This is a genomic window from Saccharothrix sp., from assembly GCF_031180885.1.
Lineage (GTDB): Bacteria > Actinomycetota > Actinomycetes > Mycobacteriales > Pseudonocardiaceae > Actinosynnema.
Genome location: NZ_JAPSLK010000037.1, coordinates 61,340 through 78,363, shown reverse-complemented (window position 1 = coordinate 78,363; position 17,024 = coordinate 61,340). Strand labels below are relative to the sequence as shown.

The 17,024-nt window shown below is 71.6% G+C and carries 17 protein-coding genes; 9 read left to right on the top strand and 8 right to left on the bottom strand.

Annotated elements, in window-relative coordinates; all coding sequences use genetic code 11:
- The first annotated feature begins 753 nt into the window (after nt 1-753).
- Nucleotides 754-1,671 carry a hypothetical protein gene (locus RIN75_RS30825; protein WP_309115562.1) on the top strand — a complete coding sequence of 306 codons (918 nt, stop codon included), beginning with the start codon at nt 754-756 and terminating at the stop codon, nt 1,669-1,671.
- Here RIN75_RS30825 and RIN75_RS30820 read toward each other — a convergent pair.
- Both RIN75_RS30820 and RIN75_RS30815 read right to left on the bottom strand, forming a co-directional pair.
- Nucleotides 1,668-1,976 (bottom strand): AzlD domain-containing protein, encoded by a 309-nt coding sequence (locus RIN75_RS30820; protein ID WP_309115561.1) that lies wholly within the window; start codon nt 1,974-1,976, stop codon nt 1,668-1,670. The two genes, RIN75_RS30825 and RIN75_RS30820, sit on opposite strands and share 4 nt — an antisense overlap.
- Nucleotides 1,973-2,656, bottom strand: coding sequence for an AzlC family ABC transporter permease (locus RIN75_RS30815; RefSeq protein WP_309115560.1), 684 nt, complete (start codon nt 2,654-2,656; stop codon nt 1,973-1,975). Before RIN75_RS30815 ends, RIN75_RS30820 begins: the two co-directional genes overlap by 4 nt.
- 56 nt (nt 2,657-2,712) lie before the next feature.
- Here RIN75_RS30815 and RIN75_RS30810 point away from each other — a divergent pair, with 56 nt between their 5' ends.
- The 4 genes from RIN75_RS30810 to RIN75_RS30795 all read left to right on the top strand — a co-directional run bounded on the left by RIN75_RS30810 (nt 2,713) and on the right by RIN75_RS30795 (nt 4,009).
- Entirely contained in the window at nt 2,713-3,270 is a 558-nt protein-coding gene (locus RIN75_RS30810) for a helix-turn-helix domain-containing protein (RefSeq protein WP_121219408.1), read from the top strand.
- Nucleotides 3,271-3,322: 52 nt separating this feature from the next.
- Nucleotides 3,323-3,607, top strand: a complete 285-nt coding sequence (locus tag RIN75_RS30805; protein WP_309115559.1) for a hypothetical protein — start codon at nt 3,323-3,325, stop codon at nt 3,605-3,607.
- Nucleotides 3,604-3,747: a hypothetical protein gene (locus RIN75_RS30800; protein WP_309115558.1), complete on the top strand. Its 144-nt coding sequence runs from the start codon at nt 3,604-3,606 to the stop codon at nt 3,745-3,747. The genes RIN75_RS30805 and RIN75_RS30800 overlap by 4 nt, the downstream gene beginning before the upstream one ends.
- Nucleotides 3,748-3,859: 112 nt before the next feature.
- Nucleotides 3,860-4,009, top strand: coding sequence for a hypothetical protein (locus tag RIN75_RS30795; RefSeq protein WP_309115557.1), 150 nt, complete (start codon nt 3,860-3,862; stop codon nt 4,007-4,009).
- 54 nt (nt 4,010-4,063) lie between these two features.
- Here the strand turns inward: RIN75_RS30795 and pdxS are convergent, their stop codons facing one another.
- Together pdxS and RIN75_RS30785 are read right to left on the bottom strand one after the other, a co-directional pair.
- A complete protein-coding gene (gene pdxS, locus RIN75_RS30790) occupies nt 4,064-4,972 on the bottom strand; it encodes a pyridoxal 5'-phosphate synthase lyase subunit PdxS (RefSeq protein WP_121219416.1) in 909 nt (302 codons plus the stop codon).
- A 121-nt stretch (nt 4,973-5,093) separates the two neighbouring features.
- Entirely contained in the window at nt 5,094-5,948 is an 855-nt protein-coding gene (locus RIN75_RS30785) for a PaaX family transcriptional regulator C-terminal domain-containing protein (protein ID WP_309115556.1), read from the bottom strand.
- Nucleotides 5,949-5,997: 49 nt separating this feature from the next.
- Between RIN75_RS30785 and RIN75_RS30780 the strand changes: the two genes are divergently transcribed.
- Nucleotides 5,998-6,951, top strand: coding sequence for a serine aminopeptidase domain-containing protein (locus RIN75_RS30780; protein ID WP_309115555.1), 954 nt, complete (start codon nt 5,998-6,000; stop codon nt 6,949-6,951).
- A gap of 216 nt (nt 6,952-7,167) precedes the next feature.
- Nucleotides 7,168-9,228 (top strand): elongation factor G-like protein EF-G2, encoded by a 2,061-nt coding sequence (locus RIN75_RS30775; protein WP_309115554.1) that lies wholly within the window; start codon nt 7,168-7,170, stop codon nt 9,226-9,228.
- Between the two features lie 52 nt (nt 9,229-9,280).
- Here RIN75_RS30775 and RIN75_RS30770 read toward each other — a convergent pair whose 3' ends face one another.
- Nucleotides 9,281-10,771, bottom strand: coding sequence for a CoA-acylating methylmalonate-semialdehyde dehydrogenase (locus RIN75_RS30770; RefSeq protein WP_309115553.1), 1,491 nt, complete (start codon nt 10,769-10,771; stop codon nt 9,281-9,283).
- Nucleotides 10,772-10,796: 25 nt separating this feature from the next.
- Nucleotides 10,797-12,077, bottom strand: coding sequence for an aspartate aminotransferase family protein (locus tag RIN75_RS30765; RefSeq protein ID WP_309115552.1), 1,281 nt, complete (start codon nt 12,075-12,077; stop codon nt 10,797-10,799).
- A 107-nt stretch (nt 12,078-12,184) separates the two neighbouring features.
- On the opposite strand from RIN75_RS30765, the gene RIN75_RS30760 reads away from it, so the two are divergent.
- On the top strand, nt 12,185-13,795 hold the full coding sequence (locus RIN75_RS30760) for a PucR family transcriptional regulator ligand-binding domain-containing protein (protein ID WP_309115551.1): 1,611 nt from the start codon (nt 12,185-12,187) through the stop codon (nt 13,793-13,795).
- Nucleotides 13,796-13,838: 43 nt separating this feature from the next.
- Here the strand turns inward: RIN75_RS30760 and RIN75_RS30755 are convergent, their stop codons facing one another.
- A complete protein-coding gene (locus tag RIN75_RS30755) occupies nt 13,839-14,288 on the bottom strand; it encodes a hypothetical protein (RefSeq protein ID WP_309115550.1) in 450 nt (149 codons plus the stop codon).
- Between the two features lie 128 nt (nt 14,289-14,416).
- Here RIN75_RS30755 and RIN75_RS30750 point away from each other — a divergent pair, with 128 nt between their 5' ends.
- A complete protein-coding gene (locus RIN75_RS30750; RefSeq protein WP_309115549.1) occupies nt 14,417-16,495 on the top strand; it encodes an NB-ARC domain-containing protein in 2,079 nt (692 codons plus the stop codon).
- A gap of 40 nt (nt 16,496-16,535) precedes the next feature.
- Here the strand turns inward: RIN75_RS30750 and RIN75_RS30745 are convergent, their stop codons facing one another.
- Nucleotides 16,536-16,910, bottom strand: a complete 375-nt coding sequence (locus RIN75_RS30745) for a hypothetical protein (RefSeq protein WP_309115548.1) — start codon at nt 16,908-16,910, stop codon at nt 16,536-16,538.
- Nucleotides 16,911-17,024 lie beyond the last annotated feature (114 nt).

Sequence of the window (17,024 nt, the reverse complement as noted above, 5' to 3'; positions counted from 1 at the left end):
AGCGGCACCCGGGGAATCTGTGGTTGGCTTTGCCAGGCCATGCGGTGGGGGAACCGACGCCCTTCCTCCCCCATCGGTGGTCTGCCCGCCGGCGAGGCGCTTTTGATCTTGAGAGCGCGCAGCGCGTTCGAGCTTGAGAGCGCGTCAGCGCTGTTCAAGAGCGCGAAGCGCGTTCCTCCTCCAGCAGCGCGGAGCGCGTTGCGTCTACACGCGCGAAGCGTGGACTTGAGAGCGTAAGCGCGGCTCTAAAGATTAAAGAGCCTCGCCGGCGGGCGAGCCGCCAAGGATGACACAACGACAACTGCGGGGGCTTCTTGCTTGTGCCATCCCCGCATGACCCGGCAAAGCCGACCACAGATTTCCCGGGTGCCGCTGAAATTTTTTGCTCGTTCCTCACAAAAAATTTCGGCTGCACCCGGGAAATCTGTGGTAGCCCTTCGGGCGGGCCATACGGGGATGACACAAGCAAGAAGCCCAAGTTGAGGCGTGTCCGCTCGGGCGGACTGCCCGCTCGCCACGGCGGACTGCCCGCACGGCAAGGCGAACTGCCCGCACGGCAAGGCGAACTGGCCGGGCAGCAAGGCGAACTGGCTGCATGGCATGGCGGATTGTCTGTGCAGCGGTGGTGGGGCCGGTGCTTCTTGTCGGATGGGGCTTGGGCGTTCGACCCGTTCGGCCGTTACGGCGTGGGGTTGAGGGCTGCGACGATCGCTGTGGGTGGAGGGTTTTCACCCTCGGTGATCGGGGGATCACGTGGGCGAGTCCGACGGTTCGGCGCGGGCCTCGCGGTGGGTGCCGGTGGCGGCGCTGGCGGGGGCCGTTGTGGTGGTGGCGGGGGCGGTGGGCGCGGTGGCGTGGGGGCCTTCGGTGCCGCCGGCGGTGTCGGTGCCTACCGATGCGGCGGCGTTCGCCAGTGCGAGTCCCGCGCCCGACGTCGATCGGTTGGTGGTGGCGGAAGGTGATGTGGTTCGGGCGACCGGACAGGTCGAGGCGCATCCCGGGCGGCCGCTTCGGTTCTGCGCGCCCGCGCCGACCACCGGGATCGTGCAGCGTGAGTGCACGTTCGGCGTGGAGGTCACGGGGCTGGACCCGGTGCCGGTCGGGGTCGTCGAACTGACCGGTGTGTGGCGGTCCGGGGTGCTCGCCGTGACCGGTCGTGACGCCCCGCCCGCCCAGCCCGACGCCGAGTCCGTTCCGCTGCCCTGCTCGCCGCCGGGTGGTGGGTGGCAGACGCCGGGCACGGCCGATCGGGGCGCGTTGCACCGGTACGTCACCGAGGAGCACCCCGAGCAGTTCCGCCTGCCGTCGGTGGCCTACCCGGACGGGTTCCCGACGACCACCGCGTCCCCGGCCACCGCCGAGGTCCTGGTGGTGGAGGTGGTGAAGGGCGATGTCGCCGCCGCCGGGAACGCCCTGCGCAGCCGGTACGCGGGCAACCTGTGCGTGGTGGACGCGGCGGGGCGGATGAGCCTGGCCGACCAGAAGTCGTTGCGGGAGCGGGTGGACCAGGTCGTGCGGCCGATGATGGCCGACCCGGCGAACGGGATCTACGCGGTGGGTGGCGCGGACGTGGTGCGGGTCGAGTTGGTCGTGGTGACGCCCGCGTTGCGGGAGCGGTTGGCGCAGGTGGACGACGCGGTCGAGTTGCGGCCCTGGCTGGTGCCCGCCTAGTCGACGCCGAGGTGGCGGAGACCGGCGGTGGTCGCGGCGGCCAGGACGACGACCACCACGAAGGGGGCCTTCCGCCAGGCGGCGAGGCCGCCGACGAGCACGCCGGCGGGCAGTGCCCACCCGGCGAAGCCCTGTCCCTTGGTGAGCGACGAGGTGGCCACCAGGGCGACCAGGAGCACGGTCGCGCTGATCGACATCAGTTCCTTGACCCGGTCGGGCAGGCGCAGGCGGTCGCGCAGCAGGGGGCCGGCCAGGCGGAACGCGTAGGTGCCGGCCGCGAGGACGAGCACGGCGGTCAGGGTCACGCGCGGGCCTCCTGTCGGGTGGTGACGGCCGCGGCCAGGCCGGTCAGGGCGAGCAGGACCGGCACGCCGGCGGGCAGGAACGGCGTGGTCGCCAGGGCGACGGCCGAGCCGAGGAGGACGGCGTTGCGGGTGCGGGGGTCCTTGAGGGCGGGCAGGGTGAGCGCCAGCAGGGCGGCGGGGAAGGCGGCGTCGAGGCCGAACGCGCCCGGGTCGCCGATGGCCTGGCCGACCAGCGCGCCCGCCACGACGGCGAGGTTCCAGGCGGCGAACAGCGCGGCGCCGCACGCCCAGTAGGCGGCTCGCGCCTTGGCCGGGTCGCGTTGGGCGAGCGCGAAGGCGACCGTTTCGTCGATCAGCAGGTGGCTGCCGATCAGCCGGGCGAGCAGGCCACGCCCCAGGACCTGGCCGACCGCGAGCCCGAACGGCAGGTGCCGCGCGTTGAGCACGAGCCCGGCCAGCACCGCCGCGGCCGGACTCCCGCCACCGGCCACGATTCCGACCGCCATGAACTGCGCGCCGCCCGCGAAGACCAGCAGCGACATCACCACGGGCAGCCACCAGGGCAGCCCGGCCGCGACCGAGATCGCGCCGAAGGAGGCGCCGTTGACCGCGGCGCCGGCAGCCACCGCTGCGACGTCACGCAGCAGCTGGGGGTCTAGAGTTCGCCATATCGAACGCATCGTCTTCCACGATGAACGGTGCTTGGCCGTTCGTCAAGGCGAACGATTGGACTGTCATGCCGAACACAGGTGCGCCGCTAGAGGTCATCGCCGCGTCGCTGCGCCGGGAGCGCGACCGCGTGGGTCTGTCGTTGAGCGAATTGGCGAAGCGGGCGGGGATCGCGAAGTCCACGCTGTCGCAGCTGGAAGCCGGCACCGGCAACCCGAGCGTCGAGACGTTGTGGGCGCTTGGTGTCGCTTTGGGCGTCCCGTTCAGCCGCTTGGTGGACCCGCCGACGACCCGCGTCCAGGTGATCCGCGCCGGCCAGGGTCCGGCGATCTACTCGGAGCGGGCTCACTACACCGCGACCTTGCTGGCTTCCTGTCCACCGGGTGCCCGGCGGGACATCTACGTCTTGGATCTGGAACCCGGCAACCCCCGCGAGTCCGAACCGCACATGCCGGGGACGGTCGAACACGCGATCGTCAGTCGGGGGCGTGTTTTGACGGGTCCGAAGAGCGATCCGGTGGAGCTGGGTCCGGGCGACTACGCGATGTATCCGGGGGATGTGCCGCACACGGCCCAGGCGCTGGAGCCGGGCACGTCGGTCGTGCTGATCATGGAACACATCTAGGCCGCCCGTTCGAGGGATCCTGATCAATCGGGAATACCCCGATGAGTCGTGGATGTCAGCAGCAACCGCAGCACATACGCTCGACAGCCTGAGCGAACCCGGGCCGAAGTCGATCCACATCACCGGTGTGCCGACGGCGGTGTTCGAGACGCTGCCCGCTCGCGCCGCCGCACTCGGCATGCCGCTCGACGTCTACTTGCGCCACCACATCACCGAACCGGCAAAGCCGACCATGGCCGAGTTGCTGGAGTCCGCCGCCGATCGGGACTGGGGCGTGGACCGGGACCTGATCGTCCGCGCAGTCCGCGAGAGCCGTGAGGAAGCGGAGACGGGGTGAACTTCGACTTGGTGGTGGACCGCTCAGCACTGGTCGAGGTCGTGGCGGGCGAGGAACCCGACCGGATGCTCTTGCGCCGACTCGCGACCGCGGTCGCCGTGGCACCCGAACCGATCGCCGCCGAGGCCAGAGCGTGCTGAGGCGGCTGGCACGGGTCCGCGCGCTGACCTCGGATGAAGCGACGAGGGCGATGGCCAAGGCCCACTCCGCGCCGATCGAGCGCGTCAGCCTGCGAGCCCTGGCCGAACGCGCATGGAGGATCCGGCACTCGATCCACACCCCCGCGACGCGTTCTACGTCGCACTGGCGGAGCGGCTGGGCGTCCCGCTGATCACGTGCGACGCCAAGCTCGCCGGTTCCAACGGCCACCAAGTGGACATCGAGGTCTACCCGGTCTCCTGAAACGCGACCGCGGCCCCGGTGGAGTGCCGGGGCCGCGGTCGTCGAGCGCTTGGATTACCAGCCGCGCTCCGCCAGGCGGTGCGGCTGGGGGATTTCGTCGACGTTGATGCCGACCATGGCCTCGCCGAGCCCGCGGGAAACCTTGGCGATCACGTCCGGGTCGTCGTAGAACGTGGTGGCCTTCACGATGGCCTCCGCGCGCTGCGCCGGGTTGCCGGACTTGAAGATGCCCGAGCCGACGAACACGCCCTCGGCGCCGAGCTGCATCATCATCGCGGCGTCGGCCGGGGTGGCGATGCCGCCGGCGGTGAACAGCACGACCGGGAGCTTGCCGGCCTCCGCCACCTCGCGGACCAGCTCGTACGGCGCCTGCAGCTCCTTGGCCGCCACGTACAGCTCGTCGGCCGGCAGGTTCTGCAGCCGGCGGATCTCGGCGCGGATCTTGCGCATGTGGGTGGTGGCGTTGGAGACGTCGCCGGTGCCGGCCTCGCCCTTGGAGCGGATCATGGCCGCGCCCTCGGTGATGCGGCGCAGGGCCTCGCCCAGGTTGGTCGCGCCGCACACGAAGGGCACGGTGAACTGCCACTTGTCGATGTGGTTGGCGTAGTCGGCCGGGGTCAGCACCTCGGACTCGTCGATGTAGTCCACGCCCAGCGACTGGAGGACCTGGGCCTCCACGAAGTGGCCGATGCGGGCCTTGGCCATGACCGGGATCGACACCGCGTTGATGATGCCGTCGATCATGTCCGGGTCGCTCATCCGGGACACGCCGCCCTGCGCGCGGATGTCGGCGGGCACCCGCTCCAGCGCCATGACGGCCACCGCGCCCGCGTCCTCGGCGATCTTGGCCTGCTCGGGGGTGACCACGTCCATGATCACGCCGCCCTTGAGCATCTCCGCCATGCCGCGCTTGACGCGGCCGGTGCCGGTGACGTGGGTACCGGAGTCGGTTTCAGTGGTCACGGCGAACCTTTCGAAGTCGAGTGGACGAACAGGCCGATCGTACGTCCGACGTGGACCCTCCAAGCAGTCCACTCCGACACGTTCTCGGCAGGCCACTCGACGCTCAGCCGCAGGTAGTGGCCTACGCCACCCCGAAGGCGGCATCAGCCACTACGCCGGCGTAGGTGCGGAAGAGCGCAGGCAGTTCGTCGGACCGCCGCGCGAGCGCCGCCCAGCACCGGGCGACCAGCGCCCGCGCCTGCGCGCCCACCCAGGGCCGCGGCAGCAGCTCCGGCGGCAGGAGCGGGTCGGGCTCCACGGCACGCGTGAACTCGGCGGCCACCTCGACCGCGATGCGCAGCAACGCCGTCCGGTCCAACTCCTCGCCCAGCAGCCGCAACCGCAACCGCGCCACCTCCGCGAGCCGCTCGTGCCGGGCGGCGACGTCGGTCAACGGCCACAGCCGCGCGGCCAGCGCCACCGGGTCCCGCTCGACCCCGACCCGCAGGTCCGAGCTGGTCAGGAAGGTCACCGAGTCGACCACACCCAGTCGCGAAGCCTCCCCCTCGACCAGCTCCTCCCAGTCGTGCGGCGACACATAAAGCCCCCCGTGCAGCGCAGCCCCACCGAACCGCACGATCGCGTCACGCAACGCGTCCCGCGCCGGCCGTTGCGACTCCGGCACCCCGAACGCCACCAGGTGCCACACCCCGTCCCACGTCACCTCCCCCGCGTCCTGCCGGTACATGAACCGCACGAACTCCACGTCCGGCTCGGCGGCCCGCAACGCGTCCGGCGTCATCCGCAGCACGGCCCGCCGCCCACGCCCGTCCTGGCTGAACTTCCCCTCCGCCACCAGCCGCTTCAGGCACAGCCGCACCTGCTGGTCGGACATACCCAGCACACCGGCCACGTCGTACAGCTCGCCCGCGTCCACGGTCCCGTCCGGCCCCACGAGCGCTTCGACGACCGTCCTGGTGGGCACATCCACGTCCATGTGTTCAAATCTACTACGCTCGTATCAAGAACGATAGTTCGGGAGATGCATGAGACTCTGGAAGCCACTGGCCGCACTCTTGGCCTTAGCGCTCACCACCACCGGCTGGGTCGTCTACCAGCACGATTACGCGATCGACGAGACCCGGGTGGAGATCGGCGACCTGCGCGCCGTCCTGGCCCGCCCCGACACCGGCGACCGGCACGGCCTGGTGGTCTTCGTGCACGGCGACGGCCCGGTCGACGCCACCCACGACACCTTCTACCGCCCGCTGTGGGAGGCGTTCGCCCGCGCCGGGTACGCCTCGCTGTCCTGGGACAAGCCGGGCGTCGCGGGCGCACCGGGCAACTGGCTGCACCAGACCATGGCCGACCGCGCAGACGAGGTCCGCCGCGCCCTCGCCTGGGCCCGGGCCAGGCCGGACATCGACCCGGACCGCATCGGCCTGTGGGGCGCGAGCCAGGCCGGCTGGGTCATGCCCGCCGTCGCCGCGGACACCGAGGTGGCCTTCGTGATCGCCGTGGGCACCGCCGTGAACTGGCTGCGCCAGGGCCGCTACCACCTCCTGGCCGACCTCCCCGAAGGCGAGACCCCGGAAGCCGCCCTCGCCCGCCGCGACAGACGACTGGACCTCCTCCGCCGCAAGGCCTCCTTCGAGGAGTACCAAGCGGCCACCGACGACAAGGACATGACCCCGGACCGCTGGCGTTTCGTCCTGGCCAACTACAAATCCGACGCCACCACCGACCTATCCCGTGTCAAAGCCCCCGTCCTGCTCCTCTTAGGCGAACGAGACCGCAACGTCGACATCGCCGAAACCGAAGACACCTACCGCCGCCTCGTCCCCGACCTGGAAGTCCACCGCTACCCCAACGCGACCCACGGCCTCACCAAGGACACCAACGACTTCATCCTCACCGCCACCGCGATCGCCGCCCCGCGCGCCGTTTTCGTCCCAGGCGTCCTGGACGACCAGGTCCGCTTCCTGAAGGGCGTCCGATGAGGGTCGTCGCCCTGGCGGCACCCGGGTGCGATCGGCCCGGACCGCTTCTTCCACGACCTCGCCCGCCACCACTCGGACACGGCCGTGACGGTCACCCCACAGTCGTGACTCTGCGTGCACCACCGGCCGGGTTCCTCCTGCCGGGGCACTTGGGGTTGTCCCATCGCCGCCACGGGTGTGAGATCGAACACTAAACACTTGTGGAGGGTGGTCACCATGGCAACGAAAACCTCCGACAACAGCCCCTCGGCAGGCGCGGTCGCTGTGGACGACCCGGCCAAGGTCCGCAACGTCGTGCTGGTCGGCCCGTCCGGCTCCGGCAAGACGACGCTCACCGAGGCCCTGCTCGCCACCACCGGCGTCCTGACCCGGGCGGGTTCGGTCACCGAGGGCAACACGGTCTGCGACCACGACCCCGCCGCCGTGCGGCAGCAGCGGTCGGTCGGCCTGGCCGTCGCCCCCGTCAAGCACGGGGACGTCAAGATCAACCTGATCGACACACCCGGGTACGTCGACTTCGTCGGCGAACTGCGCGCCGGGCTGCGCGCCGCCGACGCGGCGCTGTTCGTGGTCAGCGCGGCCGAGGGCGTGGACGCGGCGACCGTGGCGCTGTGGGCGGAGTGCGCCGCCGTCGGGATGCCCCGCGCGGTGGTCGTCGCCCGCACCGACCACCACCGGGCCGACGTGATGGCCGAGATCGCCGCCTGCCAGGAAGCCTTCGGGCCGGGCGTGGTCCCGCTGTACCTGCCCGGCGACAACGGCGAGTTGGTCAACCTGCTGACCACCGACGACCCGCGCTACGAGGACCAGCGCAACGCCCTGATCGAGGGGATCATCGCCGAGAGCGAGGACGAGACCCTCATGGACCGCTACCTGGGCGGCGAGGAGATCGACCAGGCGACCCTGATCGCCGACCTGGAGACCGCCGTCGCGCGCGGCTCGTTCCACCCGGTCATGCCGGTGTGCGCGCTGACCGGCCAGGGCCTGCCGGAACTCCTGGACGGCATCGCCCGCGCCTTCCCCTCCCCCCTCGAACACCCGCTCCCGGCGGTGACCGGCGTCGACGGCATCCCGCACCCGCGCCTCGCGGCGGACCCGAACGGCCCACTGGTGGCCGAGGTCGTCCGCACCGCCGTCGACTCGTACGTGGGCCGGGTGTCCCTGGTCCGCGTCTTCTCCGGCACCCTGCGCCCGGAACGCCCCGTCCACGTCTCCGGTCACGGCATGGCCGACCGGGGCCACGAAGACCACGACGCCGACGAACGGGTCGCGCACGTCTACTCACCCCTGGGCGCCAACCTCCGCGAGGTCCCGTACTGCGTGGCCGGCGACCTGTGCGCGCTGACCAAACTGGGTTCGGCGGAAACCGGCGACACCGTGTCCGCCCCGGAGAAACCCCTCCTCATGACCCCGTGGGAGATGCCCGAACCACTGCTGCCGGTCGCGGTCGTCCCACGATCCCGCAGCGACGAGGACAACCTGGCCCGCAACCTCAGCAAGCTGGTCGCCGGCGACCCGACCCTGCGCCTGGAGCGCAACGCCGAGACCCACCAGCTGGTGCTGTGGTGCATGGGCGAGGCGCACGCGGACGTCGTCCTGGCCCGCCTGCGCGCCGGCGGCGCCGAGGTCGACACCGAACCGGTCCGCGTGGCCCTCCGCGAAACCTTCGCCACCCAGTCGAAGGGCCACGGCCGGCACGTCAAGCAGTCCGGCGGCCACGGCCAGTACGCGGTGTGCGACATCATCGTCGAACCACTGCCGCGCGGCTCGGGCTTCCAGTTCGTCGACAAGATCGTCGGCGGCGCCATCCCCAACCAGTTCATCCCGAGCGTGGAGAAGGGCGTCCGCGCCCAGCTGGAACGCGGCCTGCAAAGCGGCTACCCGGTGGTGGACGTGAAGGTGACCCTGGTGGACGGCAAGGCCCACTCGGTCGACTCCTCCGACGCGGCCTTCCAGACGGCAGGTTCACTGGCCCTCAAGGACGCCGCCGCCAACGGCAAGATCCAACTCCTGGAACCCATGGACGAGGTCTCCATCCGCCTGCCCGACGACCACCTGGGCACCGTCCTGGGCGACCTGTCCGGCCGACGCGGCCGGGTGCTCGGCACCGAGGCGGACACGTCCGGCTACACGATCATCCGCGCCGAGGTCCCCCAGACCGAACTGCTCAGGTACGCCATCGAACTACGCTCCCTGACCTCCGGCACCGGCACCTACACCCGCCGCTTCTGCCGCTACGACCCCCTACCCCAATCCCTGGCCGCCCAAGCGAAGTGACGACCGGCGCGCTGCGCGCGTCGCACCTCGACGCGCGCAGCGGGCGGTTGCCTCAGGTGTTCTGCGGGAAGCCCAGGTTTACCCCGCCGTGCGACGGGTCGAGCCAACGGCCCGTCACCACCTTCGTCCGGGTGAAGAAGTGGACGCCCTCGGGCCCGTACGCGTGCGAGTCGCCGAACAGCGAGTCCTTCCAGCCGCCGAACGAGTAGTACGCCACCGGCACCGGGATCGGCACGTTCACGCCGACCATCCCGACCTCGACCTCGTTCTGGAACCGCCGCGCCGCCCCGCCGTCGTTCGTGAAGATCGCCGTCCCGTTCCCGTACGGGTTCGCGTTGACCACCTCCACGGCCTCGTCGTACGTCGACGTGCGCATGACCGACAGCACCGGGCCGAAGATCTCGTCCTTGTAGATCGACATCTCCGCACCCACGTGGTCGAACAAGGTCGGCCCGAGCCAGAACCCCTCCGCCGCGCCGTCAATCGGGTGCCCACGCCCGTCAACCACCAGCGAAGCGCCCTCCGCGACCCCAGCGTCCACATAGGACACCACGCGGTCCCGGTGCGCCCCGGTCACCAACGGCCCCATCTCGCACCCGGGCCGCCGCCCATCCCCGACGTGCAGAGCCGCGATCCGCTCCTTGATCTTGGCCACCAGTTCGTCACCCACCGGATCCACGGCCACCACCACCGAGATGGCCATGCACCGCTCCCCGGCCGACCCGAACCCGGCCGACACCGCCGCATCCGCCGCCAGATCGAGGTCCGCGTCCGGCAGCACGACCATGTGGTTCTTGGCCCCGCCCAACGCCTGCACGCGCTTGCCGTGCCGCGTGCCCGTCTCGTAGACGTACCGGGCGATCGGTGTCGACCCCACGAACGACACCGCCTTGACGTCCGGGTGCTCCAGCAACCGATCGACCGCCACCTTGTCGCCGTGCACCACGTTCAGCACCCCGTCCGGCAGCCCGGCCTCGGCGAACAGCTCCGCGATGAACACCGACGCCGACGGGTCCTTCTCGGATGGCTTCAGCACGACCGTGTTCCCGCACGCGATCGCGTTGGGCACGAACCACAACGGCACCATCGCGGGGAAGTTGAACGGCGAGATGACCCCGACAACACCCAACGGCTGCTGGATGGAGTACACGTCCACCCGTGTGGAAGCGTTCTCACTGAACCCGCCCTTCAGCAGGTGCGGGATGCCGCAGGCGAACTCCACGGCCTCCAACGCCCGCTGGATCTCCCCCGCCGCGTCCGACAGCACCTTCCCGTGCTCGGCGGTCACGATCTCGGCCAGCTCGCCCTTGCGGGCGTTCAGCAGCTCCCGGAACGCGAACATGACGTTGGCCCGCTGCGCCAGAGAAGCACTGCGCCAGGACGTGAAAGCCGCGCCGGCCGCCGCGACCGCCTCGTCCACAGTGGACGCGTCAGCGAAGTCCACCCGCGCCGCCACCTGCCCGGTTGCCGGGTCGTAGACGTCACCTGCCCTCGACCCCTCGCCCTGCCACGACTTCCCGCCGATCCAATGGGTGATCTTCACAGCACGTCTCCCAGCACAGTGGTCTTCACAGCACTTCTCCCAGGACACCGAGCGCTTCCTCGACCTCGTCCTCGGTCACCGTCATCGGCGGTGCGAGCCGGATGACGTTGCCGTACAACCCGCCCTTGCCGACCAGCAGGCCGCGTTCCCGCGCGCCCTCCAGCACGCCGGCCGCCTTCTTCGGGTCCGGCTCGCCGCCCGGTCCGACCAGCTCGATGCCCACCATCAGGCCCTTGCCGCGCACGTCCCCGACCGCCGGGCGGTCCTCCGCGATCGTCCGCAGGCCGTCGATGAGCCGTTCGCCCATCTTCTCCGCGTTCTGCTGCAAGTCGTTGTCCAGCAGGAAGTTCAGCGTCGCCAGCGCACCTGTGGTGGACACCGGGTTGCCGCCGAAGGTGGAGATGGAGTTCGCGGTGATGCAGTCCATCAGGTCGCCGCGCGCGACCACGCCGCCGATGGCCAGGCCGTTGCCCAGGCCCTTGGCGAAGGTCATGGCGTCGGGCGTGACGCCGTGCGCCTGGATGCCCCAGAAGTGCGACCCGGTCCGGCCCCACCCGGTCTGCACCTCGTCCGAGACGAACAGGATGCCGTACTCGTCCAGCACTTCCTTGAACGCGCCGAACAGCCCGTCCGGCGGGGTGGCGAACCCGCCGACGCCCTGGATCGGCTCAGCGATCATGCAGGCCACGTCCCCGGCGGTGGCGGTCTCGATGACCTCGCGCAGGTCCGCGACGCACGCCTTGATGTAGTCGGCGTCCGAGTAGTCCTTGAACGGGCTGCGGAACCGGTAGCCGCCGTGCACCCAGCTCACCTTCACCGGGCTGAGCGAGGACGCGGACCAGCCCCGGTTGCCGGTGATCGCCTGGCTGGCGAACGACCGCCCGTGGTAGGAGTTGCGCAGGGCCAGGACTTGGTCGCTGCGCCGGAACTGGGTGGCCAGCATGAGCGCGGTCTCGTTGGCCTCGGTGCCGGAGTTGGTGAAGAAGACCTTGGCGTCCGGGATGCCCGACAGCGCCGCGATCTTCTCCGCCAGCTCGACCTGGGACCGGATCAGGTACAGCGTCGAGCTGTGCAGGACGCCGGTGGCGAGCTGCCCGCGGACCGCGTCGCTGATCTCGGCCACGTCGTAGCCGATCGCGTTGGTCAGGATGCCCGCGAAGAAGTCCAGGTAGGTGCGGCCGGCCCGGTCGGTGACCCGCCGCCCGGAGGCGCTGGCCAGCTCGATGGGGTCCTCGTAGTACAGGGCGAGCCACCGGGGCATCACCGCGCGGTGCCGGGCCAACAGGTCGCCTTCGGTCGCTGACATCGCGTCCTCCTCGTCACCATGCCTGCCCTCGGAGTCTGGTCGGGTCGGCGCGACGCCGCCATGCACAACCTGTACCGCTTTTCAGGACATCGCATTACGTTGTGTCCATGTACCCCACGGTGGCGGAAGCCCTGGCCCTGCCCGTGGTCCGGCGCGGCGAGCCGAGGGTCCTGGCGGGCGCGGCCGGGATGCAGCGGCGGGTGCGGTGGGTGCACGCGGCGGAGGTCGCCGACATCGCGCACCTGCTGCGGGGTGGCGAGCTGGTGCTGACCACCGGGATCGCGCTGCCGGACGACCCCGCGGGGCTGCGGAAGTACGTGGACGACCTGGCGGCGGTCGGGGCGGCCGGGCTGGTCGTGGAGCTGGTGCGGCGGTGGAGTGACGAGGTGCCCGGAGCGTTGGTGGCGGCCGCCGAGCGGCAGGGGTTGCCGTTGGTGGCGCTGGCCCGGGAGACGCGGTTCGTGGCGGTGACCGAGGCGGTGGTCTCCCTGATCGTGGACGCCCAGCTCAACGAGCTGCGGGCGGCCGAGCAGGTGCACGAGACGTTCACCGCGCTGACCGTGGCGGGCGCGGAGCCGGCGGAGGTGCTGCGCGAGGTGGCTCGGACGTCCGGGCTGCCCGTGGTGCTGGAGACCCTCGGGCACGAGGTGCTCGCCTACGACGCCGCCGGGCAGGACCCGACCGCGCTGCTCGCCGACTGGGGCGCGCGGTCGCACGCGGTGACCGTGCCGGAGCGGACGGCGTACCACGAAGGGGCGGGCTGGCTGGTCACCGTCGTCGGGGCGCGCGGCGCGGACTGGGGCCGGCTGGTCGTGGTCACGCCGGAACCGCCGCCGCACCGGCTGGTCGTGGTCGCCGAACGGGCCGCGTCGGCGCTGGCCGTGCACCGGCTGGTGGCGCGGGACCGGGAGTCGCTGGAACGCCAGACCCACCGGACCCTGTTGACCCAGCTCTTGGGCCACCCGCCGCACGACCTGCCCGCGCGGGCCGCCGCGCTGGGCGTGCCGTTGGAGCGAAGGCAGTTGGTGGGGGTCGCGATCCGGCCGGGGACCGCGACTTCGCCCGCGCAAGCGTTGGCGACACAGGAGGTGTTGCGGGATCTGGCGGAGGCGACGGCGCTGGCGACGCGCAGGGTGACCGTGCCCGCGCTGGTCGGGGTCGTGGACGACACGAGCGTGCGGGCGCTGCTCTCCCTGCCGCCGGCCGCCGGTCTGGACGGCGTGCTGCGCAGGCTGGCCCGGGAGGTCCACCGGACCGCCGCCGCGACGCAGCACGCGCTGCCGGTGGTGATGGCCGTCGGGACGACCGTGTCGACCGTGCCCGACGTGCGGCGCAGCCTCGGGGAGGCCGCGCACATCGCGGGTGCCGCGCTGCGCTCGCCCGGGACCCGGCTCTACCACCGGCTGGACGACGTGCGGCTGCGCGGCCTGCTGCACCTGTTGCGCGAGGACGAGCGGGTGCGGGCGTTCGCGGAGCGGGAGCTGGGGGCGCTGGCGTCGCGGGACGCGGGCCAGGGCAGCCGGTTGCTGGAGCTGTTGCGGTGCTACTGCGAGGCCGGGGGCAACAAGTCGGCGGCGGCCGCGGCGGCGCACCTGTCGCGGACGGCGTACTACCAGCAGTTGGCGCGGATCGAGCAGGTGCTCGGGGTGTCGCTGGAGGACCCGGAGTCGGTGCTCTCGCTGTACGTGGCCCTGCTCGTGCGCGAGATGACGGACTGAGAGCGGGGCCGCCCGGTGTTCGGACGGCCCCGCTCTCCGCTGCTCAGCCCACCTCGGGCGCGTCCACCGGCGGCTTGCCGAGGTCCGGCAGCTCCGGCACGTCCGGCAGCTCGGGCTGCTGCACGTTGGGCAGCTTGATCTCCGGCGGGGTGATCGCGCTCGGGGTGGACGGCAGCTTCACGCCGTCCAGGCTGCGCTCCTGCGCCGCGCCCACCGGCGTCCCGGTCGGCAGCTGCGGCGCCGTCCCGAGCGCGGCCGAGGCCTCCGGCAGCGCGATCGGCAGGGTGGCCGGCAGCTTCACGGACTGGGCCTCCAGCAGGTCGGTCACCTGCTGCGTGATGTCCAGGTTGGTCGCCGGGGCCTCGCCCAACTTGCCCTCGGCGAGGTCGGACGGCTGTGCGGTCGCCGAGCCGGCACCGGCCATCAGCGGCGAGGCACCGACGGCGAGGAGGGCGGCGGCACGCAGGATTCCGCGGGTGCGGTGTGCAGACACGATTTTCCTAACCTTTTGGGGACCGATCACTTGACCCCTCCGACATCGGCAGACCTCCCCGCTTTCCACACCCGCTCGATAGGGTGACTGACGCTGCGTAAAGCCACGTCACCCGAACGGGGATCATGGTGGACGGCGACTTATCGAACACCCTGACCGGCTCCCCCACCGGCCCGGTCGTCCAGGCGGGCTCGATCACCGGCGACGTCCACCTCCACCTCTCGACCACGCCACCGCCGATCAGCCAACTGCCGCCGGCGATCCCCGGTTTCGTGGGCCGGGCGGCGGAACTCGCCGTGCTGACCGCGCAGCTCGACCGCGGCACCCCCATCACCTGTGTCACGGGCAGCGCGGGCATCGGGAAGACCGCGCTGGCCGTGCACTGGGCGCACCGGTCCCGGGACCGCTTCCCCGACGGGCAGCTCTACGTGGACCTGCGCGGTTTCGGCCCGGACGACCCGTTGAGCCCGGCGGCGGCGGTCCGGGCGTTGCTCGACGCGTTCCAGGTGTCCCGGGAGACCCTGCCGGTCACGGTCGACGCCCAGGCCGCGCTGTTCCGCGGTCTGGTGCAGGACAAGCGGGTGCTGGTGCTGCTGGACAACGCCCGCGACGCCGACCACGTCCGCCCCCTGCTGCCCGGCAGCCCCACCTGCGCGGTGCTCATCACCAGCCGCGACCGGCTGCCCAGCCTGGTCGCGCGGGAACAGGCGAGACCGATCGTGCTGGACCTGCCGAGCCGGGCGGAGTCGCGGGACATCCTGGCCGCCCACATCGGCGCGGACCGGGTGCACGACGAGAGCCGCGCGGTGGACGAGCTGGTCGAGCGCTGCGCCCGCCTGCCGATCGCCCTGGCCATCGCGGGCGCCCGCGCGGTGACCGAGCCCCACCTCCCGTTGGACGACCTCGCCACCGAGCTGGCCGAGCTGGCCACCGGCGACAGCGAGCACACCGACATCCGCGCGGTCTTCACGGCCTCCCACCGGGTCCTGCCGCCGGACGCGGCCCGGTTGTTCCGGCTCCTGGGCGCCCACCCCGGGCCGGACATCGGCACGCACGCCGCCGCGAGCCTCGCCGGCACACCGCCGGAGCAGACCCGCGCGCGACTGGCCACGCTCGTCCGGTCGTCGCTGCTGACCGAGTACGCGGCCGGTCGTTTCCGCACGCACGACCTGCTGCGGGAGTACGCGGCCGAGCGCGCGCGGGACGAGGAACCGCCCGCCGAGCGCACCGCCGCGGTGGAGCGGCTGCTCGACCACTACCTCCACACCGCCCGCGCCGGGGAACGCCTGCTCTACCCGAGCCGCTTCCCGATCCCGTTCGACCCGCCGGCCCCCGGCGTCGCCCCGGTCCCGCTCGCCGACCGGGTGGCCGCGCTGGCCTGGTTCACCACCGAGCACACGAACCTGCTCGCGGCGCTCGACCTTGCCCGGCGGCACGGGTTCACCGGTCACGCCTGGCGGCTGCCGTGGACGATGTCGTCCTACTTCGGCTGGCGCGGGCACTGGCGGGACTGGGAGACCACGCAGGAAGTGGCCCGGGAGGCGGCGGTCCGGCACGGCGCGCCGGAGTGGAAGGTGGTCCCGCTGCGCGTCCTCGGCCGCATCCACACGCTCAACCACCGCCACCAAGCCGCGATCGACGCCTTCACGGCAGCGCTGCGCATCCCGACCGACGCCGAGGGAAGGGCGCACACGCACCACTTGATCAGCTTCGCGTACCTGCGCATGCGGCGGTTGGACGACGCGCTCCGGCACGCCCGCCGGGCGGTGGACCTGGCCCGCGACGCGGAGCAACCCGTCCGCGAGGCGCGGGCACGGCTCCAACTCGGCCGCGCTTTGAGCGCGCTCGGCAACCACCGCGAGGGCTTGGCGCAGTGCCGCCGCGCCGCCCGAGTTCTGCTGGACCACGACGACATGCTTCATCTCGCCGGCGCGATGAGCGGTGTCGGGAAGTCCCTCCTCGAACTGGGCGATCCGGGGAGCGCGATCCGCCACTTCGAGGTGGTGGCGCTGCTCAACCGGGAGTTCGGCGACGTGTGGTCGCTCGCCTGGACCCTCTGCCGCATCGGCGACGCACACGCCGCTCTGGGTGACCTCTCCGCCGCTCAGCGTTCGTGGACCGAGGCCGACGGCTTGATGACCGACATCCACCACAGCGACGCCGAGCAGATCCGGCTGCGCATCGCCACGTCACGCGAAGGGGGATGATGTTGGACGGCGTGCTGCGGAGTTGTTCGACGAAACTCGGTCACCCCGACGCCGCGCTGCTGCGGGCGAAGTTGGAGACCCCGTAGCGGTCCCGCACCAGGGGGACGGTGGCGCGGGACCGCTTGGCCCCGGGGTCAGGGGTGGGTGATGCCGAGCGTGTAGGTGCCAAAGCCGCTGTACGCGTGGACGCGGTAGCGGTAGTAGCCGGGAGTGCCGTTGCGGCCGCAGTGCCAGCCCCCTTCTGACTGGACGCGGCGTCGGCGGCCAGCCGGGCGCGCGCCCGGTCCGGCGACAGGCCGAGGTCGCGCTGGATCGCCGACAGGATCTCGGCGTCCTGGCTCGCCGCCTGGGCGGGCGCGGCCACCAGACCGGCTACCAGAGCCGCGAGCGCGAGCGGTCTCAACAGTCTTGACATGGGGTTCTCCCGAAGGGAGACAGAGATTCCCCGTGAAAAGCAATTTCGCTGGTCCGCACGCGGTAATACCGCTTCGGTCATAAGACCCGCTGATGGTCCAGGCGCGCGGACGAA

Bases quoted from the DNA above. Each gene is read 5' to 3' on its own strand.
- RIN75_RS30780 (WP_309115555.1), top strand. From the start codon at position 5,998: ATGAGACTCTGGAAGCCACTGGCCGCACTCTTGGCCTTAGCGCTCACC.
- RIN75_RS30815 (WP_309115560.1), bottom strand. From the start codon at position 2,656: ATGCGTTCGATATGGCGAACTCTAGACCCCCAGCTGCTGCGTGACGTC.
- RIN75_RS30795 (WP_309115557.1), top strand. From the start codon at position 3,860: ATGGAGGATCCGGCACTCGATCCACACCCCCGCGACGCGTTCTACGTC.
- RIN75_RS30760 (WP_309115551.1), top strand. From the start codon at position 12,185: ATGTACCCCACGGTGGCGGAAGCCCTGGCCCTGCCCGTGGTCCGGCGC.
- RIN75_RS30785 (WP_309115556.1), bottom strand. From the start codon at position 5,948: ATGGACGTGGATGTGCCCACCAGGACGGTCGTCGAAGCGCTCGTGGGG.
- RIN75_RS30765 (WP_309115552.1), bottom strand. From the start codon at position 12,077: ATGTCAGCGACCGAAGGCGACCTGTTGGCCCGGCACCGCGCGGTGATG.
- RIN75_RS30745 (WP_309115548.1), bottom strand. From the start codon at position 16,910: ATGTCAAGACTGTTGAGACCGCTCGCGCTCGCGGCTCTGGTAGCCGGT.
- RIN75_RS30805 (WP_309115559.1), top strand. From the start codon at position 3,323: ATGTCAGCAGCAACCGCAGCACATACGCTCGACAGCCTGAGCGAACCC.
- RIN75_RS30775 (WP_309115554.1), top strand. From the start codon at position 7,168: ATGGCAACGAAAACCTCCGACAACAGCCCCTCGGCAGGCGCGGTCGCT.
- RIN75_RS30810 (WP_121219408.1), top strand. From the start codon at position 2,713: ATGCCGAACACAGGTGCGCCGCTAGAGGTCATCGCCGCGTCGCTGCGC.